The 14392-nt window shown below is 52.3% G+C and carries 9 protein-coding genes; 4 read left to right on the top strand and 5 right to left on the bottom strand.

All coding sequences use genetic code 11. From position 1 onward, the window contains the following. Nucleotides 1-165 precede the first annotated feature (165 nt). Both D4L85_RS06765 and D4L85_RS06760 read right to left on the bottom strand, forming a co-directional pair. A complete protein-coding gene (locus tag D4L85_RS06765; RefSeq protein ID WP_119753590.1) occupies nt 166-1002 on the bottom strand; it encodes a phosphatidate cytidylyltransferase in 837 nt (278 codons plus the stop codon). A gap of 53 nt (nt 1003-1055) precedes the next feature. After that, entirely contained in the window at nt 1056-1964 is a 909-nt protein-coding gene (locus D4L85_RS06760) for a CPBP family intramembrane glutamic endopeptidase (protein WP_160143575.1), read from the bottom strand. A gap of 91 nt (nt 1965-2055) precedes the next feature. Here D4L85_RS06760 and dusB point away from each other — a divergent pair, with 91 nt between their 5' ends. Further along, the gene (gene dusB / locus D4L85_RS06755) at nt 2056-3051 is read left to right on the top strand and encodes a tRNA dihydrouridine synthase DusB (protein WP_119753588.1); all 996 of its coding nucleotides are present in this window, start codon (nt 2056-2058) and stop codon (nt 3049-3051) included. Nucleotides 3052-3149: 98 nt separating this feature from the next. Then, nucleotides 3150-4031, top strand: coding sequence for a DMT family transporter (locus D4L85_RS06750; protein WP_119753587.1), 882 nt, complete (start codon nt 3150-3152; stop codon nt 4029-4031). Between the two features lie 80 nt (nt 4032-4111). On the opposite strand, the gene D4L85_RS06745 is transcribed toward D4L85_RS06750, so the two are convergent. Then, on the bottom strand, nt 4112-5500 hold the full coding sequence (locus tag D4L85_RS06745; protein WP_119753586.1) for an SPFH domain-containing protein: 1389 nt from the start codon (nt 5498-5500) through the stop codon (nt 4112-4114). Between the two features lie 262 nt (nt 5501-5762). Between D4L85_RS06745 and D4L85_RS06740 the strand changes: the two genes are divergently transcribed. Then, nucleotides 5763-7136, top strand: a complete 1374-nt coding sequence (locus D4L85_RS06740) for an alanine/glycine:cation symporter family protein (RefSeq protein ID WP_119758678.1) — start codon at nt 5763-5765, stop codon at nt 7134-7136. A gap of 176 nt (nt 7137-7312) precedes the next feature. On the opposite strand, the gene D4L85_RS06735 is transcribed toward D4L85_RS06740, so the two are convergent. Continuing rightward, nucleotides 7313-8071, bottom strand: a complete 759-nt coding sequence (locus tag D4L85_RS06735; RefSeq protein WP_160143574.1) for an endonuclease/exonuclease/phosphatase family protein — start codon at nt 8069-8071, stop codon at nt 7313-7315. Between the two features lie 111 nt (nt 8072-8182). Beyond that, complete coding sequence (locus tag D4L85_RS06730) at nt 8183-10750, bottom strand: M14 family metallopeptidase (RefSeq protein ID WP_119753584.1); 2568 nt, start codon at nt 10748-10750, stop codon at nt 8183-8185. 205 nt (nt 10751-10955) lie between these two features. Between D4L85_RS06730 and D4L85_RS06725 the strand changes: the two genes are divergently transcribed. After that, nucleotides 10956-14321, top strand: a complete 3366-nt coding sequence (locus D4L85_RS06725) for a TonB-dependent receptor (RefSeq protein WP_119753583.1) — start codon at nt 10956-10958, stop codon at nt 14319-14321. The last annotated feature ends 71 nt before the right edge of the window (nt 14322-14392 follow it).

Here is a 14392-nt window from a genome sequence, read left to right as displayed (position 1 = left end):
TTTCACCCTATGGTAAAAGAAAGCGTGTCGAAATAATCGTCAGAGTGGGCGGGAGCGCGTTGCGCAGGAAATAGAATGATCCTGCGACGCGAAATGAATTTAGAAGCCGAATAGGAAAGATCCTGCGATGGCGTGAAAGGATCGCTCGCGAATAAAGACAACGTTCTACGCCCGCACGATCTCCAGATAGGCCACAATGAACGGTGCACAAATATACAACCCATCAAAGCGGTCGAGGAAGCCGCCGTGTCCCGGGATGCTGTCGCCGGAGTCTTTGATCTCGATGCTGCGTTTCAGCAACGACTCTACCAGGTCGCCGAACGTCCCGCCGATAATAATGATCAACCCCACGATGACCCACTGCATTTGCGTAAGCGTATGAAAGTAGTGGGCGATACCAAACACAAACGCCAGCGCCAGCAAAGCGCCACCAAAAAAACCTTCCCACGATTTCTTTGGCGAGATGCGCTCGAAAAGTTTTCGCTTGCCAAAAAATGTTCCTGCAAAATAGGCCCCCGTGTCGCTGGCCCACAAGATGAAGAGACAGCCAAAGATGATCTCATAATTGTAGGCACCATCCACAAACACCGCCACGTTGAGCAATGCGAACGGTACGCCTACATAAAAAATGCCGAGAAAAGTGAAGGCAATATTGGTGAACGGCTTGCGCTCGAATTTTTTATAGAGCTTGATCATGTATACACACGACACGATCGGGAAGATCAGAAAATAATACCGGTAGGAGATGTCGCCCTTTTCGATAAAAAAGGAAAGCATGTAAATGGCTACCCCGCAGAAGGTGCCAAACACCTTTTGAGGGACCACGCCATCGAGTCCGGCCAGTTTGTAGAACTCCAGCAGCGAGAACAGGCAGATGATAAAAAACACCAGGCAATAGGTCCATGGACTAAAGCAGATCGCTGCGATGATGCCGGCCGAGCCCAACAGGCCCGCGATGATGCGTTGGGTAAGGTTACTGTATTTGGAGAGCGAGTTGGTCACGATACGAAGTCGGTTAGCGAAATATGGCAAATGTGCAATTTACAAACGTTAAACTAAAGGTCTCCATCGGGCAGGGCTGAAGGCGAATGAAAATCTTCGACGGCAGGGGGATTTTCGCGATAGTGTTTCCATACAAAATAAAGCAATCCCACGGTGGCCGCGAGGGCGATTGCCACATAAGGCCAGGGCGCCGAAGTATTGTCTTCCACATTGAGGTCGGTCACGTTCTGCTGGTTGAGGTACATGGCCACTACGGCAAAACCGTTGTTGAAAAAATGGGCGAACATGGGGACCAGCAAATTATTGGACCAGTAATAGAGATAGCCAAACAGTGCCCCCAGCAGCAGCCGCGGGATGAAACCAAAGAACTGCAGGTGAATGGCGCTGAACAGAAAGGCCGACGTCCAGATGGCGACATGAACATTCTTGGTGGCGCGCCAAAATTCCCGCTGGATCATGCCCCGGAACACCAGCTCCTCGCCGATGGCGGGCAAGATGGCGATGACCAGCAAGGCGATCAGCATTTGTCCGGCAGACTCGAACTGCGTGAGCGTCTCGGTAAGCTTGGCGGCCATCTCTTCTTTTTCACGCGCCCAGGCTTCAAACGCTTTCAAGGCAGCAGGAAAATGGATCTGGCTGTTCCACTCCACCACCGGCGACATCGCGATGACGAAGGCCAACCCCAACAACGTGACACCCAACAGCACTTGCCCCAGTTTAGGTTGAACAGGGAAAAAAGGTTGCAATGGTTTATGTTCCAGTTGCGTGATGTGAAGGACCGGAAACACCATCAATCCCACGAAGGTGGCAATGCCCTGCACCACCATCACCGCCGTGAAATAGCCCGGCTGGCCGGCACCGTCGAGAAGGTCCGTTGCCAGGTTGCCATCATAGAAAGATGATGCCACGGCAAGACCCAGCAGCGGGCCTACCACGGCAAACCCGATAAAAACCGTAGCCATAACCAGACACAATGACAGAAAAGGAGGGCGATTGGAAACCAGCAGGCGGGGATCGAACATTGAATATTTCCTGATTATCTTTGCGCCAAAGATGGTAAAAATAGGTCAAATAGAATTGGGCGAATTCCCCCTTTTGCTGGCGCCCATGGAGGATGTGAGCGACCCGCCGTTCCGTGCTGTGTGCAAGGAAGGAGGGGCCGACCTGATGTATACGGAATTTATCTCGTCGGAAGGCCTCATCCGCGATGCGGCCAAAAGCCGCCAGAAACTCGACATTTTTGAATACGAACGTCCCATCGGCATCCAGCTCTTTGGCGGCGACATCGGCAACATGGTGGGCTCGGCCGAGATCGCCACGGCCGCCAACCCCGACCTGATCGACATCAACTACGGCTGTCCCGTGAAAGCCGTGGCTTGCCGCGGTGCCGGGGCCGCCTTGCTCCAGGACATCCCCAAGATGGTGCAAATGACGGCCGAGATCGTGAAATGCACCCACCTGCCCGTGACCGTGAAAACCCGGTTGGGCTGGGATGATAAAACCAAGAACATCGTAGAAGTAGCCGAACGGCTCCAGGATATCGGCATCAAAGCCCTCACCATCCACGGCCGCACGCGCGTGCAGATGTACAAAGGCGAAGCGGACTGGACTTTGATCGCCGAGATCAAGAACAACCCGCGCATGCACATCCCCATCTTTGGCAACGGCGACGTGGACACGCCACAAAAAGCCCTGGAATATCGCAACCGGTTTGGCGTAGACGGCATCATGATCGGCCGCGCCGCCATTGGCTATCCCTGGATCTTCAACGAGATCAAACATTTTTTCAAAACCGGCGAAACCCTGAGCGCTCCCGGCATGGCCGAGCGTGTACGGGCCACCAAAAAACACCTGGAATTTTCCGTGCGCTGGAAAGGCGACCGGTTGGGCATCTTCGAAATGCGCCGCCACTATTCAAACTATTTCAAAGGCGTACCGGATTTCAAACCTTTTCGCACGCGTCTCGTGGAAGTGGAAACAGAAGCCGAAGTGATGGCCATTTTGGATGAGGTGATCGAAGCCTATTCCACTTCGCTGGTCACGGCCTAACAAAGCAAGAATCAGGTTTGACGGGGAACCGGAACCCGCCACTTTTGGGTGAAGACGATCCACAGTTGCTCTCGTATTTTTTTTGATCCACCATTTCCATGAATAACAATCCGCGCTCAAAGGCCTTTTTATTATTAGGCATCCTCTCGCTCATTTGGGGCACATCCTTCATTCTCATCAAACAAGGGCTCAAAGCTTTTGCACCCGACGAAGTGGGATCGCTCCGCGTGGCGTTCGCATCGCTGTTCTTGCTGCCGATGGCGATCGTCAAAGTGCGCGAACTAAAACGCGACGACTACTGGAAACTTTTTGCCTCGGGCATGATGGGTGTCTTTATCCCCGCGTTTCTGTTTGCCACAGCACAAACGCGAATGCCCAGTTCCATCGCCGGGATCCTCAACACGCTCACGCCCATCTTCACCATGCTCATCGGTGCCGTCGTGTTTCGACTGCGCTTCAAACCGCTGGCCATTGTGGGCATCTTGTTGGGATTTGCCGGAACGGTGATGCTGAGCCTGTCGCGATCGGGAGGAAGCATCACGGGCTTCAACGCATTTGCGTTGTTGATTGTGTTGGCCTGTTTCTTTTACGGGTCGAACCTCAACCTCATCAAATTCAAAATCCCCGACCTGGGCTCGCTCACCATCACCAGCGTGTCGTTGATGTTGGTGGGGCCGTTGGCATTCATCTACCTCATTGCGTTCACCGACGTGCCGCATAAGCTGGAGGTTGTGGAGGGCGCCTGGCGCGCGTTGGGATTTATTGCGTTGCTAGGATTGATGAGCACCGCGGTGGCGACGATCTTGTTCAATCAGCTCGTGAAGATCAGCACGCCGATGTTCGCCAGCTCCGTCACCTACCTGATGCCCATCGTGATCGTGATGTGGGGCTTGCTGGATGGTGAGCAACTTCAGGCAGGACACTTCATCGGGATGGCTGCCATAGTGGGTGGGGTGTACCTGGCAAATCGGAAGAAGTAAGGCACAGCGGGTCACTTCCATCCAAAAAAAAGAGACTGCCCTGTTAAGGCAGCCTCTCGTTTTTTATTTTTATTGTCACACTACTTATCCTTCAACGCCGGGATCATAGACTTCGCCATCTCCGCGCCCAGCAACGCCTCGATCAAGCCGAGGTTGCTCTTGCCATCTTTGCCACCGCCTTCGATGTACACTTGCGGAAACTGCATCGCACCAAGTTTCTCGGCCACACCGATGGCGATCTCTTTTTGGATTTGTGCGCGCTCTTGCGGCGTAAGACCTGCGGCCACCTTCAAGCGGTTGGCTTCCGACTGTGCACGTTCGCGAACCAGATTTTGTTCCGATTCGAGGCGCGCGGTCTGCAGGGCGATCTCGGCCAATTGTTTGCGCGTGTTCTCCTGTTTCAACTGCGTTTCGATGGCGATGAGTTGTTTCACTTGCTCTTTCTCCTGGTCTACACGCTCTTTGGCTTTGTCGCGTTCACCTTCGGCGATGATGCGTTGCTGCTCGGCGCGTGCGGTTTCGATCTTTTCCATTTCGATGCGCTTTTGCGCTGAGATGTCGCGCTGGGCTTCGAGGCGCTTTTTGAAGGCGGGCTCGGGAAACACTTCGTCCACGATCACTTGCGTTACCGCGATGCTGTTCTTGGTGATCTCATGCGGAATGCGGATGAGCTTGCCATCTTTGTCGGTCTTCTTGATGATGCGATAGCGCGTGTTGATCTCCTTGATCGTGCGCGGACCGCCATCCTGGATGGTCGAATAGATGGTGTCATAAAACTCGCGGCGCTCCGTGGAGTACCCGCCATATTTCAGCTGGTCGTCGATAGCCTGGCGGAAATCGGTGGCGGCACCAGAAATATAATCCTGCGCGGCAAACATGTAGCCGGTATTGCTGATCTGTTCCTTGATGGTGGGGATCAGCGTGTTGTTGATCAGGTTGGCCGGATTACGAAACGATTCCGCCAATGCGCGGAATCTCTCGGGATCTTCCGGCACTTTCATACGCACCGAGATCTGCACAGCCGCACCCACGCGATCGATAAAAGTGATGGCGATGCCGGGAATGACTTGCGTCTTTTCTTCACCGCGGCTGTTGGGTAGCTCGAACGTTACTTTGTCGGTGATCACACCTTCGATGCCTTCCGTCGGGTCGCCCTCGCCTACTACTTTGATGTCGATCTCTTTTTGCCATTCCTGGATGGTGGCAAACCAACGGAACTTAATGCCCGACGACGACACCGTGTTCCATCCGCCCGTGGGATACACCAAATAATATTGGTGCCCGAAACGGGAATAGAAAAACAACGAGTTGCTCATCGCCAGAACAACCGCCACCACCAACAAAATCATCGTGGTTTTGAAATCTTTTAGAAGGGTGAGCGGTCCGATCGTGAACCGATTGCGAAAGACATAGCCGATCAATATTGCCGGGATCAGCAACATGCCGATAAAACTCAATGCTCCAAGCATAGATAAAATGGTTTAAATGGTTTGTTTGGTTTGAAAATAAAGACGTGGACTCCTTTTTTGAATCTGGGCTAAACGTGGTTGCTTACATGCCGGTAGGGTGAAAATTTAATTTTTCAAGTACTTCATAAGAGACGGAATATACAAGTAACCCATTCTCAAAAAAAATTATTATTCTTGGCAAAACCCTAGGGAATAAGCGGAATTTTGTTTTATTCATTCAGCGTAGAAAATAAATCTGAAACTTTTGCAACCCGTCAACATCATGCTTTCAACCGCGGCAGGCTACATCTGGTGGCCCGTGCTTTTCCTGATCATCGGCGGCGGATTGTTCTTTTTGCTTTACTCGCGTTTTATTCAATACGGCTATTTTCTTCACGCCCTGAGGTTGCTCGCCGGAAAAGATGGCAATGAAAGCGGGCCGGGACAAATCAGTGCCTACAAAGCCTTGTGCACCGCGCTGGCATCAACGGTAGGCATGGGCAATTTGTCCGGAGTGGCAGCGGCCATCGCGTTGGGTGGACCCGGTGCGTTGTTTTGGATGTGGGTGACGTCGGTCGTGGGCATGTCGACAAATTTTTTCACCAGCACGTTGGCGAGTCTCTATCGCGGAAAGGATTCCAACGGCGAATTGCAAGGTGGCCCGATGTATGTTATCCGCGAGGCGCTGCCAAAAAAATATATGCCGCTGGCTTTTCTGTTTTGCGTGTGCTGCATGATGGGCGCTTTGCCGATCTTCTCCGCCAACCAACTCACGCAAGCGTTGGTGGATATTGGCTTGCCGTTGGTGGGCCTGGAGGAATCTTTTGTGTCGATGGGTATGGTCACGATCAGCGTGCAAAAGTTGATCCTGGGCATTGCCGCGGCAGCGCTGGTGGCCGTAGTCATCATCGGCGGCATCCAGCGCATCGGCACGTGGGCGGGCAACCTCGTGCCTTGGATGATCGGGTTGCATTTTATTTCGGTGGTGATCATCCTCAGCGTGAACGTGAAAGAAGTGCCTTACTATTTTGGATTGATCTTCACCGACGCCTTTGCAGCAGAACATTTTCACGGCGACCCATTCCTGGGCGGCACACTGGGCGGCATGATCATGCTTGGCGTGCGCCGCGCCACGTTCAGCAACGAAGCCGGCATTGGCACCGCCCCGATGGCCATGGGTGCTTCCAAAAGCGTGGAACCGATTCGCGAAGGATTGCTTTCCATGTTGAGCCCGGTCATCGACACGATCATTTCCTGTACACTCACCGCCATGGCCATCCTCACCACGGGCGTTTGGAAAACCGCCGGTGCCAGCGGCATCACGCTGACGTCCATTGCATATCGAAAGGCGATGCCCTTTGGCGGCGATGTGGTGTTGCTCATTTGCGCTTCCGTGTTTGCGATCAGCGCGATGTTTGCGTACAGCTACTACGGAAGAAAAGCCCTGGCTTTCATGGTGGGTGAAAACAAAAGCCAGTGGTACGATTACGTCTACATTTTTACGATCGTGCTCGGATCGGTTGTGTCGCTGGAGGTGGTGTTGAACCTGATCGATATCGCGTTTGCGCTGATGGCGATCCCCACGATGATCTCTGCATTTATTTTGGCCCCCGCCGTGATGCGGGAAGCGAGGAGGTATTTTTCGAAGCTGAATTGAATGAAGGTTAGTTCATGAATATTCCATATTGGAATATGAATATCCGCCCACTCCTATATCCGAGAACACCGGCTTAAAGACAAATAATCACCATTACAAACGAATAAACTTGGTGGGGCCTCCCTCAGAAGATCTTCATCTCAGATGCTGGAGGCCCCACCTTGGTTTGTCTTATATCACTTCAACTTCAACGTCACGATCACCGGAAGGTGATCCGAAGGATAATAGGTTCCATCATTGTCTTCGATCACCGTATAATCAGAGGCCTTCCACGGCAGCGTATAGAAGATATAGTCGATAGGCCGGCAAGTCATAGCCCCCACTTTGAAGCCGCAGAAAGTTCCCGGCGGTTCTTTCGGTGCGGCGTCGACGACGCTGAGGCCTTTGGGGTTCATCATTTCGCTGTAGGGTGCTTCTTCGCGGGTGCAGTTGAAGTCGCCGGTGATGATGACGGGGAGTTTCTTTTTGTTGAGCGTCACGGCTTTTTGTTTTAACAAGGCGGCACTGTTCTTCCGCGCTTCTTTGCCCATGTGGTCGAAGTGCGTGTTGATGACCAGAAACTCGGCTTTGGTCTTTTTGTCTTTAAGAATGGCCCAGCTGGCCACACGCGTGATGGCCGCATCCCAACTTTTGCTCCCCGGAACGTCGGGGGTCTCGGAAAGCCAGAACGTGTTCTGATCGATCACATCGAACTTATCTTTCTTGTAGAGCAAGGCCGAATATTCGCCCTTCGTTTTTCCGTCGTCGCGACCTACGCCGACATAAGCATACGCGGTAAGATTATCGACGATGCCCATGAGTTGATGGTGTATAGCCTCTTGCACGCCCAGCAGGTCGGGGTCGTATTTTTTTATGAGCGCATATACTTTGCCCGTCCGCTTGGGCCATTGGTTCACACTGTCAACCGGCGTATCGAGCCGGATGTTGTAGGTCATAACTTTGTACGATTGCGCTTGAACCATGACAGCTGATATCAGAAATAAAACAAAAAATATTCTTTTCATAGCCTGAGTTGAAATATAGAATCCCGTAAAAAATTTACACTCCTATCGCGACGACGTACTACTAATCAAAGGTCCATAATAAATGGCATTCATCAGCATCTTGTTCGACCCCAGCCAAAAGGCGCGAAAACACAAGTTATCCGTAAACCCGATCACACGTCCTTGCCCCATAGCGGTAACGCCGGCCATCGCACTTTCTTTCACCTTTGCATAATTCGGCTTCGAGATATAACCGCTCAGCAACGGCGAAGCGGTAAACACAACGGGATTGCCATACGCGTTCTTAGCTTTTTCCATAAACAAATTGTTGGATTTGAAAATGGCCATGCGCGGATTGGTATAACCATACAGCAGGGGATGGGTAAGATCCACCGTGGCCTCGAAGATGGCACCACTGGTTTCCTGGGCACCGGTATATTCATCGATGTCGCCATAGGGACGGGCCTTGACAGGGGCGTCCTTCTTTTCTTCCTCCTTCTTCATATCGAACCGGCCCAAGCCCATGTTGGTGAGCCAGCCCACGGCGTTTTCCAGGCCAATGATGACACCACCGTTTTGCGTCCAGGTCTTCAGTCGCTCTTTCGTGGCTTCGCTGATGGAGGGTGTCGACACGGTCGGGGGCAGGATGATGGTGTTGTATTTGCTCAGCGACGCCCGGTCAAAGACATTCACAGGAATGAGTGTTACCGGTATCTGGAAGCGTGTGTCCAACATATGCCACACCTCGCCGGCATCGGTCGCGCTCACGCCATCGCCTACCAACATGGCAATGACGGGCTTCTTGATGGGGAGGAACGAACCGCTGCCTAAGCTCACACCGCGATAGTCCAGCCCGCTATTGAAAGCATACACATCGATGCCATCTTTCTCTACGATCTCATTAACGATGTACTCGATCTGATCGGCGCTCTTCTCCTGGCTGCCGACCTCCAGCAACAAGGCGCCGGCTTCAAACTTCCGTCCATCGCTATGGTAAAATGCGCTGCTGGCCACCTTCAGTCGCAGACCGCGGTTGAGGATGCGATAGATGGCGCGTGGCGCGTAGTAACCGTTCGATTCAAACACATAGGCGTATTCACTTTTGCCGCCAATGCGTTTTCCGGCGGGGAGCTTGGGTTGCGTTACTTTTTCACCCAATGCCGGCGCGCTTTTCAATTCTTCATAGTCCAACCCAAACGCCAAGGGCAACGTCCAGCTGGAGATGTCATAAAACAAACTGTCTTTGAATTGCGTCCGTTTTTCAAACATACCCTTGATGAGTTTGTATTGCGACTGGTTCAATGGCACCACATAACTGGAGGCCGCTTCATAATTTTTGCCATTGATCGTCTGTGTGGCAGATGCTTTATAGATGTCTACATTTTGCCGGGCGATGATCTCCGCCAGGTAGAAAGCACGCACGGGATCTTTGGGGGCGCCGAACAAGTAGGCTTTCACCGGGTCTTTGGCAGCGTCGGCAACAGCATCTTTAAAAAACTGACGTTGATAGTTGAGCAGGTCTTCGCGCATGGCGTTCACGGCTTTCAGGGAGCTGAGCGCCGTTGTGAACTGGTTGCGCACCGTGAAGGGAAAGGTGAGCACACCGTTGATGCTCTCTTGTGCATGGCCGCGCGAACTGGCTTGTTCGAAAAGGATGCCAATGGCGCCTTGCACATCGGGGAAAGTCGAGCCTTTGCCATAATAAAAGTCATCGTAGCCTTCCTGTGTATAATAGAAGGAGCCGATCTGGTCCAATGCTTTGGCGTGAAACTCACCCATGCGTTTGGTCAGCTCAAAATTCTTGTCGGGGGTCAGGGGATGCACGCGGGAGGGAACGCCGGGTTGAAAAAAGAACGTGGCGTTGGTGCCCATCTCGTGGTGGTCGGTGAGCACGTTGGGTTTCCATCGCTGGAAGCTTTTCACGCGCGCTTGTGATTCGGGATGTTGGGCCACGAGCCAGTCGCGGTTCAGGTCGAACCAATAGTGGTTGAAACGTCCGCCGGGCCAGGCCTCGTTGTGTTCGGTGTCCGAAGGATCGGTGGAGGTAACCTGGCTTTTGCGCGAGTTCACCCAACTGCTAAAGCGTTGCATGCCGTCGGGGTTGTAGCTGGGGTCGAACAGGATGATGGTGTTGTCGAGATAGCTTTCGATCTCCTTGCCTTGGGCGGCTGCAAAATGATAGGCCGCCAGCAGGCCGGCATTCACACCGCTGGCCTCGTTGCCGTGGATGCTAAAGCCGATATAAAAAACAATGGGCATGCTCTTCGTGTCGAGTGAGGCCGACTTGGAAGGGTCCGTCAATTGGAGGTGCTGGGTTCGGATGGCCTCCAGTTTTTCATGATTCTTTGGCGAGGTGATGGTGAGCAGCAGCAGGGGTCGGCCTTCATAGGTGTAGCCCGTCACTTCCAGGCTCACGCGGTCCGACGCTCTGTCGAGTGCATACATATAATTGACAAGCCGGTCATGGGTGACGTGCCATTCGCCCACTTCATGCCCGATGATGGCCTTGGGGGTGGGGATAGCCGGGTCATAAGTTACCCCTTCGGGAAGGTAGTAAGACAGGTCGGGTTGACCCCAGGTGACTATCGCAATCGATGTAAGAAAAAACGTTAGGACGAAAGATTTCAGCATAATGAGGTTTAGGTTTAATGAATCCGGTGGGCAAATAAAATATTCTTTATCAAATAATTAGCTTAAATTTTATGAGTGGAACATGAGCCAGTGTTAAATGATTGTAAACATTTTGTGGAAAGAATTAAAAGTGCTTTAAAGGTTAAGTGTGACCATTCGGGTACTTTTGTCACGCTCTAACTAATTCTAAATCTTAATCAAACGTATGAGAAAATCTTTACTGTTAATGGCCTTGCTGCTCGGATCTCTGGGCGCATGGGCGCAGGTGACGACCTCTTCTATTGCCGGTATCGTGACCGATGGCAACGGGGGAGCCCTGCCAGGCGCTACGGTGATCGCCGTGCACACACCTTCCGGAACGTCGTATGGAACAACTACTTTAGCGGATGGCCGCTATACCCTACCAGGTATGCGTGTGGGTGGTCCTTACACCGTGAAATTCACCTTCGTGGGTTACAAAGAACAAAGCGTCAACGACATTTACCTCAACCTGGGTACGTCTGCCGATGTGAACGTGAAGCTGGTTGATGAAAGCACCCAACTCGAAGAAGTGGTGGTTTCGGCTGGACGCAACGACATCTTCAGCTCCGACCGCACCGGTGCCGCTGCATCGTTCAACCGCGAGAACTTGAACAGCGTGCCGACCATCGGTCGTAACGTGAACGACATCGTGAAATACAACGCTTATGGTAACGGCCGCTCTTTTGCCGGCCAGGACAGCCGCTTCAACAACTTTACTATTGACGGATCGGTTTTCAACAACGGTTTTGGTTTGGGCAACTCGGCACAAGCCGGCGGCCGCACTGGAACAACGGCCGTATCGTTGGACGCGCTTGACGAAGTGCAGTTGAACGTTGCACCTTTCGACGTGCGTCAATCCGGTTTTGCCGGTGCAGGCATCAACGCCGTAACGCGCTCCGGTACAAACGACATCACCGGATCAGTCTACTACCTCTTCCGCAACAGTAAGAAAGACATGACCGGCAAGAAAGCTGACGGCAAAGACCTTCCTCCTGTGAGCCTGAAAGAAAGCACTGTGGGCTTCCGCATCGGCGGGCCGATCATCAAAAACAAACTGTTCTTCTTTGCCAACATGGAGCAATTCAAAAGCAGCACACCTGCGTTGGATTGGGTAACGGCCAAATCCGGCGCAACCGGTAACGTGTCGCGTGTAACGGAGTCCGACATGTTAGACCTGAAGCAGTTCATGCAAGACAAGTTCGGCTTCGACCTGGGTGCCGTCGACAACTTCAACAACGACATCAAGAGTACAAAAGGCCTCCTGCGGTTGGACTACAACATCAACAATCATCACAAGCTGGCCGTCCGCTACTCGCACCACGATTCGGAATCCGATCAGATCATCAGCAACAGCAACAGCAGTAACACCGCCGGTAACGGTAACCGCACCAACCAGGCGACCGCCGTTTCACCGGAGAACACAGGCTATATCATTAAGGACAACACCCGCTCGTTTGCAGCCGAGTTGAACTCTACATTCGCCAGCAAGTTTGCCAACAACCTGGTGGCTACCTTCAACAAACAAATTGAAGACCGCCGCTACAAAACTTCGATGTTCCCTACCATCGACATTTTGAACGCAGCCGGTGGAAGCACCTACACCTCGGTGGGTTTCGATCCTTTCACGCCTGACAACAAGTTGAACTACTCTACCCTGAACATTACGGACAACCTGACCTACTTCGCCGGAAAACACACCTTGACATTGGGTCTTGCCTACGAATTCTATAAGTCCAACAACGTATTCTTCCCGTCATCCAACGGTGTTTATGTTTACAACTCCATCGCCGACTTCAAAACGGCAGCCAATGCTTTCCTGGCCGACCCTACAAATCCCGTGTCGCCCGTTACGGTCGCCCGCTACAACCTGCGTTACTCTTTGTTGCCCGGCGGTGCCGAACCGCTGCAGACACTGAAAGTATCGACTTACTCTTTCTATCTGCAGGACGAATGGCAAGCCACGCAAAACCTGAAGATCACCGGCGGTATCCGCGGCGATGTGTTCAAGTATGACAATGGCACGGCAACGGATTTTTATAACCCCGTAGTAGCAGGTCTTACCTTTAAAGACGAGGACGGCAACGACTACAAAGTGAACACAGGTGCATTCCCGAAAACACGCTTGCTGTTGTCGCCCCGCATCGGCTTCAACTATGATGTGTCGGGTGAGAAGACCACACAGATCCGTGGTGGTACCGGTATCTTCGTATCGCGCATTCCCCAGGTATTGGTGTCGAACCAGTTGGGTAACAACGGTGTGAACACCGCCGTGATCAACGTGCAAGGAACCACGGCATATCCTTTCCGCTTGGATCCCAGCCAATTCATTCCCACCAGCACCGACATCACCACGCTGCCGCCGTATGTGGTGAACGCCACCGACCCGAATCTGAAGTACCCCATGGTGTGGAAGACCAACGTAGCCGTCGATCAGAAACTGCCCTGGGGCCTGATCGGAACCTTGGAATACATCTATAACAAACAACTCCAAGGTCTGCGCTACATCGACGCCAACTTGAAAGGTCCGGATCGCAATTTTGCAGGTCCCGATACACGCGGCCGTTTCCCTGCCTCCGGATTGTCGGGTGGTGCTGTGAACCCCGCACGTTTCTACAATACACAAGTGACGAACGTATTCGTTTTGAAGAACACCAAAATAGGATACTCCTACACCGTCACGGCGAAACTTGAAAAACCGGCCACAAAAGGATTTGGCGGTATGCTGGCCTACACGTATGGACAAGCAAAAGACATGCAGTCGGTAAGCAGCACGGTAGAAGCCAACACACCGTCTGTGGGTGGTCAGAACTATATTGGTGCAGCCTATGCCAACAACGACCTGCGTCATCGCATCGTGGGCTTTGCCAACTATCGCCTCAACTATGGCGAGAAGTTCGGTGGCTCGACCATGTTCTCTTTAGGTATGGTATCGTATAGCGGTGGAAACTCGGCCACCGGTAACCCAGGTAAGATCTCTTATACCTACGGCAGCGAACTCAACGGCGATGGTCAGACCACAAACGACCTGCTCTATGTTGCCAACAAGGGAACGGATCTTTCCTTCGCACCTTTCTCCACAACCTACAAGGATGCGGGCGGCAACTCGATCACCAAGACGTTCACCGAAGCTGATCAACAAGCCGCTTACGACGTTTATATCGATGGAAACAAATACCTCAAAACCCGTCGCGGTCAATATGCAGAAAGAAACGCTGCCGTATATCCTTGGTTGACCCGCTTCGATTTCACGGTGGTCCAGGAGTTCTACATCAAGGTTGGTGCCGCCGAAAAGAAAAATACGCTTCAGCTGCGTCTGGATATTCTTAACGTAGGCAACTTGTTGAACAACAAATGGGGATTGGGCTATGCCACCACAACGGCAACGCCTGTTTCGGTTGATCACATCAACCCGGATGGCACTCCCGTGTACAAATTGGGAACACAAACGGTTAACGGAGAGCCGATCCTGATCAAAGATTCCTTCATCAAGAGCGTGACACTGGACAACGTGTGGCAAGCTCAGGTGGGTATCCGCTATATCTTTAATTAATCAAAACGTTATAAGAAAGGAAGCACCTCGCACATCGGGGTGCTTCCTTTTTTTATTTATAAAATTGCAAC

The organism is Chryseolinea soli (assembly GCF_003589925.1).
Lineage (GTDB): Bacteria > Bacteroidota > Bacteroidia > Cytophagales > Cyclobacteriaceae > Chryseolinea > Chryseolinea soli.
This window is presented reverse-complemented; position numbering and strand designations above follow the sequence as displayed.